The 15,668-nt window shown below is 73.3% G+C and carries 14 protein-coding genes, 1 tRNA gene and 1 pseudogene; 2 read left to right on the plus strand and 14 right to left on the minus strand.

Going from position 1 to position 15,668, the window contains the following annotated elements; all coding sequences use genetic code 11:
• Positions 1 to 2 precede the first annotated feature (2 nt).
• The 13 genes and pseudogenes from ACFVYI_RS14490 to ACFVYI_RS14550 form a co-directional block, all read right to left on the minus strand.
• Positions 3 to 695, minus strand: coding sequence for a 1-hydroxy-2-methyl-2-butenyl 4-diphosphate reductase (locus ACFVYI_RS14490; RefSeq protein ID WP_387884952.1), 693 nt, complete (start codon positions 693 to 695; stop codon positions 3 to 5).
• Positions 692 to 2,812 carry a squalene--hopene cyclase gene (gene shc / locus ACFVYI_RS14495; RefSeq protein WP_387884953.1) on the minus strand — a complete coding sequence of 707 codons (2,121 nt, stop codon included), beginning with the start codon at positions 2,810 to 2,812 and terminating at the stop codon, positions 692 to 694. The genes ACFVYI_RS14490 and shc overlap by 4 nt, the downstream gene beginning before the upstream one ends.
• A gap of 7 nt (positions 2,813 to 2,819) precedes the next feature.
• On the minus strand, positions 2,820 to 3,908 hold the full coding sequence (locus tag ACFVYI_RS14500; protein ID WP_387884956.1) for a polyprenyl synthetase family protein: 1,089 nt from the start codon (positions 3,906 to 3,908) through the stop codon (positions 2,820 to 2,822).
• 134 nt (positions 3,909 to 4,042) lie between these two features.
• Positions 4,043 to 5,476 carry a hydroxysqualene dehydroxylase HpnE gene (gene hpnE / locus ACFVYI_RS14505; protein WP_387884959.1) on the minus strand — a complete coding sequence of 478 codons (1,434 nt, stop codon included), beginning with the start codon at positions 5,474 to 5,476 and terminating at the stop codon, positions 4,043 to 4,045.
• Between the two features lie 145 nt (positions 5,477 to 5,621).
• Positions 5,622 to 6,479 carry a presqualene diphosphate synthase HpnD gene (gene hpnD / locus ACFVYI_RS14510; RefSeq protein ID WP_387885093.1) on the minus strand — a complete coding sequence of 286 codons (858 nt, stop codon included), beginning with the start codon at positions 6,477 to 6,479 and terminating at the stop codon, positions 5,622 to 5,624.
• A gap of 41 nt (positions 6,480 to 6,520) precedes the next feature.
• On the minus strand, positions 6,521 to 7,468 hold the full coding sequence (hpnC, locus tag ACFVYI_RS14515) for a squalene synthase HpnC (RefSeq protein ID WP_387884962.1): 948 nt from the start codon (positions 7,466 to 7,468) through the stop codon (positions 6,521 to 6,523).
• 341 nt (positions 7,469 to 7,809) lie between these two features.
• Entirely contained in the window at positions 7,810 to 8,619 is an 810-nt protein-coding gene (locus tag ACFVYI_RS14520) for an ABC transporter ATP-binding protein (protein ID WP_387884965.1), read from the minus strand.
• Entirely contained in the window at positions 8,612 to 9,553 is a 942-nt protein-coding gene (locus tag ACFVYI_RS14525; RefSeq protein WP_387884967.1) for an ABC transporter permease, read from the minus strand. The genes ACFVYI_RS14520 and ACFVYI_RS14525 overlap by 8 nt, the downstream gene beginning before the upstream one ends.
• 192 nt (positions 9,554 to 9,745) lie before the next feature.
• Positions 9,746 to 10,591: a glycosyltransferase family 2 protein gene (locus ACFVYI_RS14530; protein WP_387885095.1), complete on the minus strand. Its 846-nt coding sequence runs from the start codon at positions 10,589 to 10,591 to the stop codon at positions 9,746 to 9,748.
• A 53-nt stretch (positions 10,592 to 10,644) separates the two neighbouring features.
• On the minus strand, positions 10,645 to 11,382 hold the full coding sequence (locus ACFVYI_RS14535) for a CDP-alcohol phosphatidyltransferase family protein (RefSeq protein WP_387885097.1): 738 nt from the start codon (positions 11,380 to 11,382) through the stop codon (positions 10,645 to 10,647).
• 91 nt (positions 11,383 to 11,473) lie between these two features.
• A complete protein-coding gene (locus tag ACFVYI_RS14540; protein WP_387884970.1) occupies positions 11,474 to 12,535 on the minus strand; it encodes an iron-containing alcohol dehydrogenase family protein in 1,062 nt (353 codons plus the stop codon).
• Positions 12,523 to 13,278 carry a sugar phosphate nucleotidyltransferase gene (locus ACFVYI_RS14545; protein WP_387885099.1) on the minus strand — a complete coding sequence of 252 codons (756 nt, stop codon included), beginning with the start codon at positions 13,276 to 13,278 and terminating at the stop codon, positions 12,523 to 12,525. Before ACFVYI_RS14545 ends, ACFVYI_RS14540 begins: the two co-directional genes overlap by 13 nt.
• A gap of 102 nt (positions 13,279 to 13,380) precedes the next feature.
• A pseudogene (locus ACFVYI_RS14550) lies at positions 13,381 to 13,611 on the minus strand (DUF5941 domain-containing protein); the annotation flags it as partial.
• Between the two features lie 132 nt (positions 13,612 to 13,743).
• Here ACFVYI_RS14550 and idi point away from each other — a divergent pair.
• Positions 13,744 to 14,397, plus strand: a complete 654-nt coding sequence (gene idi, locus ACFVYI_RS14555) for an isopentenyl-diphosphate Delta-isomerase (RefSeq protein WP_387884973.1) — start codon at positions 13,744 to 13,746, stop codon at positions 14,395 to 14,397.
• Between the two features lie 8 nt (positions 14,398 to 14,405).
• Here idi and ACFVYI_RS14560 read toward each other — a convergent pair whose 3' ends face one another.
• A complete protein-coding gene (locus tag ACFVYI_RS14560) occupies positions 14,406 to 14,900 on the minus strand; it encodes an ATP-binding protein (RefSeq protein WP_387885102.1) in 495 nt (164 codons plus the stop codon).
• A gap of 414 nt (positions 14,901 to 15,314) precedes the next feature.
• On the opposite strand from ACFVYI_RS14560, the gene ACFVYI_RS14565 reads away from it, so the two are divergent.
• Positions 15,315 to 15,399, plus strand: a tRNA-Leu gene (locus tag ACFVYI_RS14565).
• Positions 15,400 to 15,668: the final 269 nt, after the last annotated feature.

Consider the following 15,668-nt stretch of genomic DNA (forward strand, 5'->3'; position numbering starts at 1 on the left):
GGCTAGCTCGCCTCCTGAGGGAGCGTCGAGGGTGTGGGGTGGTTGAGGGTTGCGGACAGCGGGCCGCCCTGCCGCGGCCGGTTCTGCTCGTGCCAGTCGACCAGCGCGGGCACGGTGGCCCGCAGCGTCCGCCAGGCGCGGACGCCGGCCGGCAGGGTCCCCGGGCGCAGCAGCTCGCGCTCGGGGGTGTCGACCACCACCCGCAGGACGGCGGCGGGCAGGGCCGGGCGGATCTCCTGGAGGGCGGCGAGGACCGCGGCGGCCTCCATGTCGACGGCGAGTGCGCCCTGCAGGTGCAGGGCGCGCCGTTCCAGGCCGCGCACCACGTGGTCGGCGGTGTGGTGCACACCGGTGTGGGCCGTCAGCCCACGCGTCTTCAGCGCCCGGCTGAGCTCGGGCCCGGAGTCGACCGCGAAGAGGTTCCCTTCGGCATCGCGCACCCCGTCCGCAACGATCACGTCACCGGGTGTTATTCCCGGGGCGACGGCGGCCCCGAAGCCGGCCACCACGACGGCGCCGTAGCCGCCGGGGGCCGAGGTGAGCAGTCGTCGGACGGTGTGGCCGGCCCGGCGCCGGCCGACGCCGGTGCGGACCAGCACCGGCGGTCCGCCGGCCGCGCCGCGCCAGTCCCCGCCGCGCAGGGCCCAGACCTCGGGGCCCAGCGCGCAGAGCACCAGCAGAGGGGCGGGCTTCACCGGGCCGCCCCGATCGTCGGGCTGCCGGTGGCGCCGGTGCCCTTGGCGCCGGGGGCGGCGTCCCGGCCGGTGGCGGGACTGCCGTGCACGTACCGGCCGAGCGCGGTGACCGGGAAGACCAGCCGGTAGAGGTGGTAGTTGATGGAGAAGTCCCACGGGAATCCGGTGCCGGTGAACTGCGGCTCGTCCCAGGTGCCCTCGGGCAGCTGGGTGCGGACCAGCCAGTCGACCCCGCGCTCGACCGCCGGGTTGGCCCGGCCGTCCGGGCCCTCGCCGGCCGCGAGCAGCGCCATCAGCGCCCACGCGGTCTGCGAGGCGGTGGAGTCGCCGCGCCCGGCCCAGCGGGCCGGGTCCTCGTAGGAGCGCATGTCCTCGCCCCAGCCGCCGTCGGTGTTCTGCCGGTCCTCCAGCCAGCGGACGGCGCGGCGGATCGCCGGGTGCTCGTCCGGGACGCCGGCCGCCACCAGGGCGGGCAGCACCGAGCCGGTGCCGTAGATGTAGTTGGTGCCCCAGCGGCCGAACCAGGAGCCGTCGGCCTCCTGGTTGCGCAGCAGCCACTCCACGCCCCGGCGGGTGCGCGGGTCCTTGCCCTTGCCGACCTCGGCGAGCATCTCGACGACGTGGGCGGTGACGTCGGCGGACGGCGGGTCGACCACCTCGCCGAAGTCGCAGAACGGCAGCTTGTTCGGCAGGGTGCTGGTGTTGTCGACGTCGAACGCGCCCCAGGCGCCGTTCTTGGACTGCATGCCGAGGTTCCAGTCGACCCCTCGGTCGACCGCGCCGGCCACCTTGGCCGGGTCGGGGTGGGCGACCCGGCGCAGGGCGAGCACCACCTCGGCGGTGTCGTCGATGTCGGGGTAGGTGTCGTTCTCGAATTCGAACGCCCAGCCGCCGGGGGCGAGCGAGGGCCGCTGGACGGACCAGTCGCCGCGCCGGGTGATCTCCTCGGCGAGCATCCAGTCGACGGCGGAGACCAGTGCGGGGTGGTCGGCCGGCAGCCCGGCGTCGGCCAGCGCGACGGTGGCCAGGCAGGTGTCCCAGACCGGGGACTGGCAGGCCTCCAGCCAGCGCCGGCCGTCCTCGGTGTGCACGGTGAAGCGGTCGAAGGAGGAGAGCCCGGCCTGCATCACCGGGTGTTCCAGCTCGTAGCCCTCCAGGTGCAGGGCGATCAGGGAGTAGACGGCGGGCGGCTGGATGCCGCCCCAGCAGCCGTCCGCCTCCTGCCGCTCGACGATCCAGCGGCAGGCCTGCGAGAGCGCGAGCCGGCGCAGTGGGCGCAGCGCCCGGCGGTGGTAGGCGTGCAGCACCTTGTCCAGGCGTTCGAAGACGCCGTCCCAGGTGGTGGCGGGGGAGAGCGGACGCTCGGGGAAGGGGTGCTCCGGGTCGGTGTGCAGCTCGGTCAGCGGGAACGGCGCGGGCCGCACCGGGCGGTGGGCCGAGACGATGGTGAGCGGCACGATGGTCTGCCGGGCCCAGCAGCCGAAGGCGTAGATGTTCAGCGGGAGCCACTTGGGCAGGAAGATGATCTCCGGTGGCATCTCGGGCAACCGTGCCCAGGGCCACCAGCCGAAGAGCGCGAGCCAGATCCGGGTGAAGACCCGGGCGGCCGCGATGCCGCCGGCGGACCGGACGTAGCGGGCGGCGGCGAGCATGTGCGGGGCGGCGGGGTCGTCACCGGCGAGCTTGAGGGCGACGTAGGCCTCGACCGTGGTGGAGAGCTCGGCCGGTCCGCCGTGGAAGGTGGACCAGGTGCCGTCCTCCCGTTGCTGGGAGCGGATCCACTCGGCGGTGGCCTTGGTCTGTTCCTCCGTCCGGATTCCGAGGAACTGCCGGAGCAGTAAATCCTCGGCGTCCATGGTGACGTTGGTCTCCAGGTCCCCCTTCCACCAGCCCTCGGAGCTCTGCAGCGAGAGCAGGTGGGTGGTGGCGCGGGCCAGTGCCTCTTCGGCCGAGACCGGGCCCTCCTGCTCCTGGTCGGGCCGGTCGGCCGACCGGTCGGCCTCGGGCCCTGCGGGCTGCCACCGCCCGGCGCTCAGCAGCGCCGGGGGGCGGTCGCCCACCGCGACCGGCTCGGAATCGTACTCAGGGTCGAGCCGGCCGTCCGCGGTTGCTGTCAACGTAACGTCACCTCTCTCGTACCACCACGAATTCGGCGAGTGCGACGAAGTGCTCGCGCACCACATCGGGCATGGGCACCTCGTCCAGGGCGGCGAGGGCAGTCGTGTGCTGGCGGCGGGCCTCCTCCTGGGTCCAGGCGCGGCCGCCGGCCTCCTCGATCAGCGCGGCGCGGGCGGCGAGTTCGGGCTCGCTCTCCTCTCCGCGCCCCGACGGGTCGGCCAGCTGTCCGGCGAGCCGGCGCGAGGCCGAGCCGCCCTCGGCGAGCGCCGCGGCGACCGGCAGGGACTTCTTGCGCTGGCGGAGGTCCCCCCAGTGCGGCTTGCCGGTGACCTCGGTGGCCCCCCAGATGCCGAGCAGGTCGTCCACCGCCTGGAAGGCCAGGCCCAGGTGGTGGCCGTAGCGCTGGAGGGCGTCGGAGACCCGGTCGTCGGCGCCGGCCAGGACGGCGCCGATCGCGGAGGCCGCGGCGAGCAGGGCGGCGGTCTTGCCGCCCTCCATCTCCAGGCACTCGGCGACGGTGACGCTGTCCCGCTGTTCGAAGGCGACGTCCATGGCCTGGCCGTCGATGAGCCGGCGGGTGGCGGTGGTGAGCAGGCGGACGGCGCGCGCGGCGTCGGTCGGGCTCGCGCCACCGGCGGTGGCGGCGTCGAGCAGCACCTCCGTACCGAGCGTCGCCAGGGCGTCACCCACCAGGATCGCCTGGGCCGGTCCGAAGACCGTCCAGGCGGTGGCCCGGTGCCGTCTGGTCTCGTCACCGTCCATCAGATCATCATGGAGCAGGGAGAAGTTGTGCACCAGTTCAACGGCCACCCCACCGGGCACACCGGCCTCCGCCGGGGCGCCGACGGCCTGGGCCGAGAGCAGTGCCAGGGCCGGGCGGACGGCCTTGCCGCCGTCCCCCGCGGACGGCGTGCCGTCCCGGTCGATCCAGCCGAAGTGGTAGGCCGCCACGGTGTCCATCGGTGCGGCCAGACGGGCGACGGCGGCCCGCAGCGGCGGGGTGCAGAGCGTGCGGCTCCGGGCGAGCAGCTCCGGCACCGAGACCGGTTCGGCGTGCGCCGTGCCTCCGACGGCAGTGCCGGTGCGTGACTCCACGTGCGTTCCCTCTCCCTGGTGGTGCCGGGCCGCACGGGACGGCCGGGCGCTTGCGATGTCGATGAGACCGGTGCGGCCGGCGGTGGGGCCGCCGGATCTCGCGGGGTCGCCGGGGCCGGCGGTGGGGCCCTGCGTCACCTGGGCCACCTCCCGTCGCCCCGGTCCACCGGAAGCCGGGTGCCGGCGCCGGCGAGCGCCGCGTCGGCCGCGGCGTGGCCGCTGCGAACGGCACCTTCCATGGTCGCGGGCCAGCCGGTGGCCGTCCACGCGCCGGCCAGCAGCAGGCCCGGGACGTTCGTCCGGGCCGGCGGGCGCACGGCCGCCGTGCCCGGGGCCGGGTCGAAGGTGGCGGTGCGCTCGCGGGTGACGAAGAAGTCCAGCACCTCGGCCCCGCCGGCGGCGGGGAGCAGGCGGGCCAGCTCCGGCAGGTAGCGGCGGCGAAGTTCGGCGACCGGCAGGTCGATCTCGTCCTGGACGGCGGACTGGGAGAGCGCCAGGTACTGGGCACCGGGGTGGGCCCGGCCCAGCTCGGTACCGGCCAGCCCGGAGTGCGCGGTGCGGTCGAAGACCCACTGCACCGGCGAGCCGAGCGCGGCGAAGAACGGGCGGCGCAGCACCTTGCGGTCGTAGACCACGTGCACGTTGAGGATCGGCGCGGTGCCGAAGCCGGCCAGCCGCTGCTGGGCGTCGACGGCGTCGGGCGGCAGCAGGGCGGCCGCGGTGTCCTGGGCGCCGGCCAGCACCACCGTGTCGGCGGTGAGCAGCTCGCCGCTCTCCAGCCGGACGGCGTGCTGGGGCGCGGAGGGCTTGAGCTCGGTCGCACGGGCGCGCAGCAGCACCTTCACGCCGGCGCGCTCCAGCTCGGCGAGCGCCCGGTCGTGGTGGATCACGCCGAGCGGGACGGCCGCCATGCCGATGTCGGAGGCGCCAGGGTCGGAGAGCAGGCCGGTCTTGAAGACCATCGCGGCCAGCGCCAGCGACACCTGGTCGGCCCGGGCGTTCAGGGTGGCCACGCCGACCAGGTCCCAGAGGGCGGCGAGGGTGCGCTCGTTCTGCCCGTTGCGGCGCAGCCAGTCACCGAAGGAGAGCGCGTCCAGCGCCGGGTCGGCGAGGTCGAGGCCCTGCAGGGCGAGCGCGCCGCGGACCACCCGGGCTCGGTCGACCGGGCCCAGGTGCGGGTAGCGGGCCAGGCTGGCCGCCAGGTGCAGCGGGACGGGCAGGCCCGCCCGGCGGAGCCGGCCGAGCGTGCGCACCGGCGCGTCGGCGGGCCCGGCGACGCCGAGCACCGGGACGTCCAGCCGGTCCTGGAGGTGGACCAGCCGGCTCGCGCCGAGCCGGTCGACCAGGCCCCGGTAGGCGGTGCAGCAGCGCAGGTAGACGTGCTGGCCGTTGTCGACGGTCAGCTCGCCGCGCTGGAAGGAGAAGGCCAGGCCGCCCAGCCGGGGGCGGCCCTCGACCAGGGTGACCCGGTGGTCGGCCTCGGCCAGCCGCAGTGCGGCGGTGATGCCCGCGAGGCCGCCGCCGACCACGACGGCGGCCGGGCGCGCGGCATCGGCTCGCCCGGTCATCGGCCCTCCCCCTCGCATCCGGCGCCCGACCCGGTCCGGGCCGGGGCGCTCGTGGTCAACACGGTCGTGTCCAACACGGTGGTCAACACGGCTCTACCCATAAGTGATTCCCCGCTGACACAGCGTGACAGAACTGCGGCGAGAATCAAGAACGCCCCCCGGCGAGCCCGGAAAGCGCCACGTACGCCTTCTCCCAGCCCGGCAGCGAGACCCGGCCGCGCAACACCGACTCCGGATCGGCCGCGATCCGACCGAGCAGCCGGTGGTAGATGCCGGCCATCGCCGCGGTGCAGGCCCGGCTGCGACGGTCGAGCATCGGCAGCAGCCGCAGGCCCTCCTCGAATGCGGCCTGGGCCCGGGCGGCCTCGAAGGCCACCAGACCGGTGAAGTCGGCGCCGACCGGCGGCCTGGGCAGCGCGAAGCCCTGCTCGCAGCCGAACCGGGCGAGGTCCTCGGCGGGCAGGTAGGTGCGGCCGTTGAGGGCGTCCTCGCGCAGGTCGCGCAGGATGTTGGTGAGCTGGAGCGCCAGGCCCAGGGTGTCGGCGTACTGCGCCCCGCGCTCGGGGTCGTCGCAGCCGTACACGCCGAGCGAGAGCCGGCCGATCGCGCCGGCGACGCAGCGGCAGTAGACCTGGAGCTCCTCGTACGTCTGGTACTCGGCGCCCTTGAGGTCCATCTCGACGCCGTCGATCAGTTCGTCGAAGCCGCCGAGCGGGATCGGGAAGCGCCGGGCGGCGTCCGCCAGGGCGATCTTGATCGGGTCGGTGTCGTCCTCCGCGACCGCGCCGGCACGGACCTCGTCCAGCAGCTCGCGCGTGCGGAGCAGCGCCTCGGCCTTGCGATCGGCGGGGAGCTCGCCGTCGCCGATGTCGTCGACCCGCCGCGCCAGGGCGTACAGGGCCGACATGGCCAGCCGCTTCGGCTCCGGCAGCAGGCGGATGCCGTAGCTGAAGTTGCGGGCCTGCAGTCCGGTGACTGCCTCGCAGTACCGGTACGCCGCCATGACCTGCGCCGACGCCAGTGGTGATGCCGCCACTCGGGCGTTCACCTTCCCTTCGCGAAGATGGCCGCCGCCTTCGCTGCGAGGCGGCGCTTGTCCGGCTTCGTCTGCTGGGCCAGTACGTCGTACCCGGCGTCCTCGATGGCCGCCAGGGCCGCGTACCCGCCGGCGGTGAATCCCGCCAGGAGCAGTCGAAGCCTCCCCCGAACCGTACCTACCAATGGCGCGCCGCGGTCCAGCAGGGTGCGGGCCCGTTCGACCTCGTGGGCGACCAGCTCGCGCACCGGACCGCTCGCGACCGGGGCGGCGAGCTCGGCCTCGGTGACGCCGAAGCGGGCCAGGTCCTCGGCCGGGAGGTAGATCCGGCCGCGGGCGAGGTCCTCGGCGACGTCCTGGAGGTGCTCGACCACCTGGAGGCCGCTGCAGACGGCGTCGGAGAGCTCGATCCGCTCGGGGGTGGCGACGCCCGCGATGGCCAGCACCAGGCGGCCGACCGGGTCGGCGGAGAGCGTGCAGTAGCCGATCAGGTCCCGGTAGGTGGCGTAGCGGGCGGTGGTCTGGTCCACCCGATTGGCCTCGATCAGACGGCGGAAGGGCTCCGGGGTCAGCGCGTGCCGGTCCACCAGCGGGACGAGACCGCGCATCAGCGGGTGGCGGGGGGCCTCGGCGGCCCCGGGGTGCAGGGCGGTCTCGAAGACGCGGTCGAGGTCCCGCTCCAGCCCGTCGAGCAGCGCGAGCCGGAAGGCGACCTCCGCCGGACCCGGCGGGCCGGGCTGGGCCGAAGGAGTGACCGGGGGCGGCTCGGCCACCCCGAGCAGCCGGGCGGCGCCGGCCGGATCGGCCAGGTCCCCGTCGCCGGCGTCGTCCACCAGTCGGGCGAATCCGTAGACCGCCATCAGGTCGTCGCGCCAGGCGGCGGGCAGGAAGAACGGGGCGACCGGGAAGTTCTCCGCGCTCGCCTTGTCCAGCGTCACTCCCGCTGAACGGTCCACCGTCCCGTCATCGGGCCGGGACTCACCACTGGGCTGGGCCGAAGCCGACACTGCTGTCACTCCCCCGTTCTACACCGCCCGGTACGACCGGCCCGAGTCGGACACGCGTCCGATATCGGGGGTCACGTCCGACACACCACCCCCGCGCCTTACAGCCTGACACCACCGGCCGCGCCGGAGAAGGGCGCCCCACCCGGCGCGCGGGGCGCTCACCCGCCCAGCGGCGGGCCACCCGGGGTACCGCGGGGTGCCCGCGGGGCCGGGCCCGGGGGTGGACGAACGACGGAGGGCCGGCGGCCGGGCTGCCCCGGTCACCGGCCCTCCGTACGGGCCCTGCGGCGTTACGGCCGGTCGCCGCGCTCGTAGCGGCTCACGACCTCCTCGGTCGGGCCGTCCATCACCAGCTCGCCGGCCTCGATCCAGATGGTCCGCTCGCAGACCTCGCGGATCGAGCTGTTGTCGTGGCTGACCAGGAAGACCGTACCGGCGGAGCCGCGCAGCTCGTCGATCCGCTTCTTGCTGCGCTGCTGGAACGCCTGGTCGCCGGTGGCCAGCGCCTCGTCGATCAGCAGCACGTCGTGGGTCTTCGCCGCCGCGATGGAGAACCGCAGCCGGGCCCCCATGCCGGAGGAGTAGGTGCGCATCGGCAGCGAGATGAAGTCGCCCTTGTCGTTGATGCCCGAGAACTCGACGATGTCGTTGTAGCGCTCGCGCACCTGGGCCGGGGTCATCCCCATCGCCAGGCAGCCGAGGACGACGTTGCGCTCGCCGGTGAGCTCGTTCATCAGCGCCGCGTTGACGCCCAGCAGCGAGGGCTGGCCGTTGGTGTAGATGCCGCCCTTCTCGGTCGGCAGCAGGCCCGCGATGGCGGCCAGCATGGTCGACTTGCCGGAGCCGTTGGAGCCGATCAGGCCGATCGCCTCGCCCTTGTACGCGGTGAAGCTGACCCCGCGCACCGCGTGCACCTCGCGCACGCCGGCGGAGCGCTTGCGGCTGAGGATGCGGCTGACGGCGGAGGTCGCGCTGCCCTTGCCGGAGCCGGCGCCGTGCACCCGGTAGACGATGTGCACGTCGTCGACGACGACGGTGGGCTCGCGGGCGACGTCGGCGTCCTGCACGGTCAGGCCCTTTCGCAGGTCGGTGTCAGCCACGGCCGTACTCCTCCTCGGCCTTCCAGAAGAAGACGTATCCGATCACGAACATCCCGACCGCCCAGGCGATGCCGTACGTCCACTGGTGCGGCGGGAACTCCTGGTGCTGGGGGACGTGCTTGTTGTAGATCACCGGCGCGAAGGCGTGCCGGAGCAGGTCCATGTAGACCGAGGCCGGGTTGAACTGCATCACCTTCTGCCAGAACTCCGGCCAGGTGCTGATCTTGTCCTGGATGCTGAACATGACGCCGGAGAGGAACATCCAGGCGCGCATGGCGAACGGGATCAGCTGGGAGATGTCGCTGGTCTTGGCACCGATCCGGGCCATCACCAGGGCCACGCCGGTGTTGAACATCGACTGCAGCAGCAGGGCCGGGATCACCGCGAGCCAGGTCCGGCCCGGCTCGATCCCGCTGGCCAGCACGACACCGACCAGCACCACCATCGAGATCAGCAGCTGCTGGAGCTGGATCACGGTGAAGGCGATCGGCAGCGAGGCCCGGGGGAAGTGCAGCGCGCGGATCAGCCCGAGGTTGTCGGAGATCGCCCGGGTGCCGGACTGCACCGCGTTCTGGGTGAACTGGAAGACGAACACACCGATGCAGAGCCACGCGGTGTAGGTGCCGTCCGGGAAGCCGTCCTTGCTCTTCAGGATCACACCGAAGACCAGGTAGAACACCGCGCAGTTCAGCAGCGGGGTCACGACCTGCCAGAGCTGGCCGAGCTTGGCGTCGGTGTACTGGGCCACCAGGCGGGCGGTGGCGAAGGCCCAGATGAAGTGCCGCCGGGCCCACAGCTGCTTGGAGTAGGCGATCAGGCCGGGCCGTCTGCCGCTGACCGCGAGACCGTACTTGTCCGCAAGCTGCTTGGGGGTCAGGCCCGCGTCCGCCCCCCTCGGGGCCGAGAGGCTGACGGGTTCACTCACTGTCGACACATTCGTCCTTCGCGCGGGATCGGGTCGGGGCGGGCCGGTCGGCGGGGGTCCGCCGGCCTTGCGCCGAGGGGGATCCACTCGGATCACGGGGGAGTCCGGCCGGTGCGTGCTCCACCGGCCATGGCGATCGGACGACCGTACGACGTCTGAACCGCACGGTTCAAATCACCGTAGGGTCGCCCGACCATACGATCAGATGACTGGCGGTCGACCCAGCCTGGTCAGTCGCCAAACGGTACGCCATCGCATGGGCCGCCGCGCACCGCAGGGTTCGCGCCAGCCCGCCCGGAACCCGCCCCACCAGGCCTTCAGCGCCTCCGGGGAGGGGCGGCGGGCCAGGGTCAGCAGGAACCAGGTTCCCAGATAGAGAGGCACGAACAGGGCCGGAAGGTTCCGTCGGGCGAGCCACACCCTGTTGCGGGCCACGTTGTGGAAGTACGAGGCGTGCCGGGCGGGCGAGGTGGTCGGGTGGTGCAGCACCACGTCGGCCCGGTAGTCGATGGCCCAGCCGGCGTCCAGCGCGCGCCACGCGAGGTCGGTCTCCTCGTGCGCGTAGAAGAACTCGGCGGGCAGCTGGCCGGCCTGTTCGAACACCGTGCAGCGCACGGCGCTCGCGCCGCCCAGGAAGGTGGTCACCCGGGAGGAGCGCAGCGGGTCGCTGGCGCGCAGCCGGGGGACGTGCCGGCGCTGGGTGACGCCGGTGTCGGGGTCGGCGATCCGGAAGCTGACGATGCCCAGCCGCGGATCGGCGGTGAAGGCCTCGCGCAGCAGCCGGGCCGAGTCGGTGCCCGGCAGCCGGCCGTCGTCGTCCAGGAAGAGGACGGCGTCGACCTCCCGGCCGTCCTTGCCGAACAGCTCGATGCCGACGTTGCGGCCGCCCGGGATGCCGAGGTTCTCCGGCAGCTCGACGCTGCGCACGTCCGCCGGCAGCGGCGGCAGCGGGGCGCCGTTGGCGACCACGGCCAGCTCGACGGCCGGGCCCTCCTGGGCGCGGACCGACTCGATCAGGGCGTTCAGCTCGGCCGGACGGTTGCCCATGGTGATGATGACCGCGCCGAGCCGGAAGGTGTCGGTGGTCGTGCTCACGGCGCTCACCGGAGCCTGCTGGACAGGACGATGCTCAGCAGGTGCAGCACGGTCTGCAGCATGGCGATCGCCGCCAGGACGACCACCGCGATCCGGGTGAAGAACAGCCCGCCGTGCAGGACGTCCGCGACGCCCGCGGCGAGGATGAGCAGCGAGGCCTCGACCGCGCCCACCAGGCGGTGGAACTTGAGGAAGGAGGCCGCCCGGCGGGCCTTGGCGACCCCGGACGAGCGCGGCACCGAGGCGCTGTCCTCGACCGCCGTCAGGCCGCTGCGGGCCCGGGCCACGTCCACCAGGTCCGTCTCGGACTTGATCAGGATGGCGCCGAGCGCGGCCAGCGTGCCGAGGAAGGCCCACTCCCAGTGCGCGGTGTCGCCGGTCCGGTGGAAGAGGTCGCAGCCGCGCAGACCGAGACCGGTCAGCAGGGCCGCCTCGGACATGTAGTGGCCGACCCGGTCCAGGTAGACGCCGGTGAGCGAGGTCTGCCGGCGCCAGCGGGCCACCTCGCCGTCCACGCAGTCCAGCAGCAAGTAGACCTGGATGAGCAGGGCGCCGAGGACCGCGCCGGTGAGGCCCGGGACGATCAGCGCCACGCCGGCCAGGACGCCGGTGACCATCATCAGATAGGTCAGGCCGTTGGGCGTGATCGCCGTCACGGTGGAGAGCACGCGGGTGATCCGCAGCGAGATCCGCCGCATGTAGAGGCGGCCGGCCCAGTGCTCCGCGCTGCGGCGCTGGAGCATGCCCTCCGGGTGGATCACCGCGCGCAGCTCCTCGACGGAGGGGCGGCGGGTCAGATCCACCGGGGCCGGGGTCGAACCCTTCGTGGCGGGGTCAGCTGTTGACGGCTTGGACATAGTCGGCGTACGCGTCCCTGATCGCTGATGGGGAGAGGTCGAGGTGCTCAAGAATGGTGAAGCGGCCCGGGCGGGTGTTCGGAGCGTAGTGCACCGCCTCGGTGAACTCCGCCTCGGTGAAGCCGATCTGAGCTGCGGTCACCGGCAGGCCGTGGCGCGTCAGGCGCTCCACGATCAGACCGGTCAGCTCGCGCTCGCCCCGCAGGAAGCTGGCGAAGGCGGCCCCGAGGCCGACCTGTTCGCCGTGCTGGGCGGATCGCTTGGGGTACAGCACGTCCAGGGCGTGCGAGATCTCGTGGCAGGCGCCCGACGAGGGCCGGGTGCTGCCAGCGATGTTCATCGCGATGCCGGACAGTACCAGGGCTTCCGCGAGCGCCGTGAGGAGGTCCTGATCCTGAAGGTTTCCTGGGTGCCGCAGCAGGTTCTCGCCGGCCGAGCGGGCCATCGCCACGGCCAGTCCGTCCACCGGCTCGCCGGTCTCGGCCTGGGACAGCTCCCAGTCCGCGCAGGCCGAGATGTTGGAGATGACGTCGCCGATGCCCGCCGCCACGAAGCGCGGCGGGGCCTGCCGGATCACGTCGAGGTCGACCACGATGCCGATCGGACCCGGCACCCCGTAGGAGCCCCGGCCGGCGTCGTTGTCGAGGGTGGAGACGGGTGAGCAGATGCCGTCGTGGGCGAGGTTGGTGGCGACCGCGACCAGCGGCAGGCCGACCCGGGCCGCGGCGTACTTGGCGGCGTCGATGATCTTGCCGCCGCCGAGGCCGACGATCGCGTCGTAGTGACCGCCGCGCATCGCCTCCGCCAGGCGCACCGCACTGTCGAGGCTGCCGTCGTCGACGTTGTACCAGTCGGCCCCCGGCAGGGCCGGCTCCAGCCGCTCGCGCAGCACCGCCCCCGAGCCGTTGCTGATCGCCACCGCGATCCGGCCCGAGGCCGAGAGCCGCTGGTCGGCGAGGATGCCGCCGAGCGCGTCCAGCGCCCCCGAGCGGATCTCGACGAAGACCGGCGACGGCACCAGGCGCGTCAGTACTGGCACGCGATCTCCCGCGCCTTGGCCAGGTCGTCGTGGTTGTCGACCTCGACCCAGGACACCTCGCCGATCGGCTGCACGTCGATCCGCAGGCCGCGGTCGACCATCTCCTGGTAGCCGTCCTCGTAGTACAGCTGGGGGTCGCGCTCGTAGGTGGTGCGCAGCGCGTCGGTGAGGTCGGCGGCGGCGGAGGGGTTGATCACGGTGAGGCCGATGTACTCGCCGGTCGCCTCCGCCGGCTCCATCAGCTTGGTGATGCGCCGCACGCCGGTGGCCGGGTCGACGACGACCTTCATCTCCTCGTCGGCGAGCTTCTTCACCGTGTCGAGGGCGAGCAGGATGCCGGGGGCGCGGCCCTGCTCGGCGAGGCGCAGGTTGCCCTCCAGCATGGTCCGCTGGACGGAGGCCGGGTGGACGGTGTCGCCGTTGGCCAGCAGCAGGCCCTCGCCGAACAGCTCGCGCGCGCACCAGAGCGAGTAGGCGTTGTTCCACTCCTCGGCCTTGTCGTTCTCGACCAGGGTGAGCTTCACGCCGTACTTCTGCTCCAGGGCCGCCTTGCGGTCCCGGACCGCCTCCTTGCGGTAGCCGACGACGATCGCCGCCTCGCGCAGGCCGACCTCGGCGAAGTTGCCGAGGGTGAGGTCCAGGACGGTCCGCTCCCCGTCGACCGGCACCAGCGCCTTCGGCAGGGTGTCGGTGTACGGGCGCAGCCGGCGGCCGGCGCCGGCTGCCAGAACGAGGCCGATCATGCGGGGTCTCCTGATCCGTCGTGCTGTGCTGGTCCGTCGGGCCGAGCGCTGCCGCCGGCCGTCGGGCGGTGCGCTGCCGCAAGCCGTCGGACCGTGCGCCGCCGCAGACCGTCGGGGTGGCGCGCCGATGCCGGCGAGGATGCGGGCACCGTGTCGTATGTGATGGTAGGCGACCGCGGCGACCAGCCCGAACGCGGCCGGGGGCCGGGCGGGCACCGGGCCGGGCCCCCGTGAAGGAGGGGTGGCGTCCAGGTGTCCGTTCTCCGCCCGGGCCCACCCGAATCGAACGGCCGCCGAACGGATTCCGAACGCCCCTGCTAATCCGGCGCCCATTCCGATGCCAGGAATGGTGCGGGAACGGTCATGATCCGCCCTGTTGTGTGTGGGACGCCTGCGGACCGCCACCCGTACGGCAGACTGGGGCACGACGCCACCGGTGCTCCCATTGCCCCCGAAAGAGGCCTCATGCCCCAGAGTCTGCCGACCAACCCGACGCACTTCACCTCGGAGATCGACACCGGTCTCGACGTGGAGACCGACGTGACGGCCGACCCCCGAGCCGCGGCCGGGGCCCCCGCGGGCGCCGAGATCCTGCTGGAGCTCGTCGACGACGAGGGCGTCACCGTCGGCACCGCCGAGAAGCTCTGGGCCCACCAGCAGCCGGGCCGGCTGCACCGGGCGTTCTCGGTGTTCCTCTTCGACCGCCAGGGCCGGCTCCTGCTCCAGCGCCGCGCGCTGGGCAAGTACCACTCCCCCGGGGTCTGGTCGAACACCTGCTGCGGTCACCCGTACCCCGACGAGCCGCCGTTCGTCGCCGCCGCCCGGCGCACCGCCGAGGAGCTGGGCGTCGCACCGGCACTCCTCTGCGAGGCCGGTACCGTCCGGTACGACCTGCCGGACGAGGCCTCCGGCCTGATCGAGCGGGAGTGGAACCACCTGTTCGTCGGCCTGGTCACCGCCCCGGTCGAGCCGAACCCCGACGAGGTGGACGACTTCGCCTTCGTGTCCGCGCAGGAGCTGCGCGAGCTCCAGGAGGAGCGCCCGTTCTCGGTCTGGTTCAACACCGTCTTCGAGGCCGCGCTGCCCGGCATCCGCGAGATCGCCGGCCGGGACTGGTAGTCCGCCCGCTACCGCGCGTCCTCCCGGGGGACGGGCAGCGAGGCCCAGACCACCTTGCCGCCCTCCCCCGTCCGCTCCACGTCGCAGACCCCGCCCGCCTGCAGCGTGACGCTCTTCACCAGCAGCAGCCCCCGCCCGCCGGTCCGCCCGGCGTCGCTCTCCAGGGCCTTCGGCCGGTACGGGTCGCCGTCCTCGACCGACACCCGCACCCAGCCCGCCGCGACGGTGAGCTCGGTGGTCACCTCGGGCGACAGCTCGGCGGCGTGCGTCACGGCGTTGCCCACCAGCTCGGAGACGATCAGCAGCAGGTCGTCCACCAGCTCCTGGTAGCGCACCCCCGCCATCCCCTGCGCCAGCAGCCGGTCCCGCACCGCGTGCCTGGTCCGCGGCACCGAGGCCTCCACCGCCGGCACGGGGAACCGCCACACCCCTTCGAGCGGCCCGGCCCCCGCCCGCCCGGTCCCCGCCCGCCTGGGCCCGGCCGCCGATCGCGTCGCGACCACCGGTCCCGGCCCCGCGCCCGCACGTCCGGGCCCGCTCTCCGCACGTCTCGGCTCGGCCTCCGCCGCCCCGCTGATCTGCTCCACGTCCAGCCGCCCTTCGTCCGCGACCCCGGGAATCAGGCGTTCCGCTCATGGCGCCCTCGGTGCACAGAGGCTAGGAGAGCCGCCCCTGACGCGGCCGCACCGTCGACAACTTGCCCGTGTCGGACCGCTCCCGCCCGTTCCTGACCGCACGCGGCTCCCGGTCCGACCGTTTCCCGCCCCTGATCCACCGCTTCGCTCACCCCTGCGACCCATCCCTGCCACCCCGGTGGTCCCCGCCGGGGAAACGCAGGTGAGAAGCACTCCAGAACCCTGGTAATGTTCTCTCTGTCGCCGAGGGGGCGAGCAGAAAGCCCCCGAAGCACACACCCGGTCCGGGTGGCGGAATGGCAGACGCGCTAGCTTGAGGTGCTAGTGCCCTTTATCGGGCGTGGGGGTTCAAGTCCCCCCTCGGACACAGAACAATTCCCCGTGGGAACTCGAAAGAGTTTCCACGGGGAATTTCTTTTTGCCCGGAGTACGTCGGGGGGCATGTCCGGGGGCATGTCGGTGGGGCCGCGTCGGGGCCGGTCGGCGCACGGACTGCGAGCCCGTCGGGAGCACGTGCGGGCACGGGGCGGGAACACCTGGGGCCCGTGGTGGTGGCGGGTCCGTGCGTATCCGATCATCGGACACGAGATGGCAACAATCGGATGATCTGAGCTTCATCTGAGGTTTTCGTCCTAT

This window comes from Kitasatospora sp. NPDC058218, assembly GCF_042882445.1.
Classification (GTDB): Bacteria; Actinomycetota; Actinomycetes; order Streptomycetales; family Streptomycetaceae; genus Kitasatospora.

Excerpts from the sequence above, each read along its gene's own strand:
- hpnE (WP_387884959.1), bottom strand. The coding sequence starts at position 5,476 with ATGACCGGGCGAGCCGATGCCGCGCGCCCGGCCGCCGTCGTGGTCGGC.
- hpnD (WP_387885093.1), bottom strand. The coding sequence starts at position 6,479 with ATGGCGGCGTACCGGTACTGCGAGGCAGTCACCGGACTGCAGGCCCGC.
- ACFVYI_RS14530 (WP_387885095.1), bottom strand. The coding sequence starts at position 10,591 with ATGGGCAACCGTCCGGCCGAGCTGAACGCCCTGATCGAGTCGGTCCGC.
- ACFVYI_RS14535 (WP_387885097.1), bottom strand. The coding sequence starts at position 11,382 with ATGCTCCAGCGCCGCAGCGCGGAGCACTGGGCCGGCCGCCTCTACATG.
- ACFVYI_RS14545 (WP_387885099.1), bottom strand. The coding sequence starts at position 13,278 with ATGATCGGCCTCGTTCTGGCAGCCGGCGCCGGCCGCCGGCTGCGCCCG.
- idi (WP_387884973.1), top strand. The coding sequence starts at position 13,744 with ATGCCCCAGAGTCTGCCGACCAACCCGACGCACTTCACCTCGGAGATC.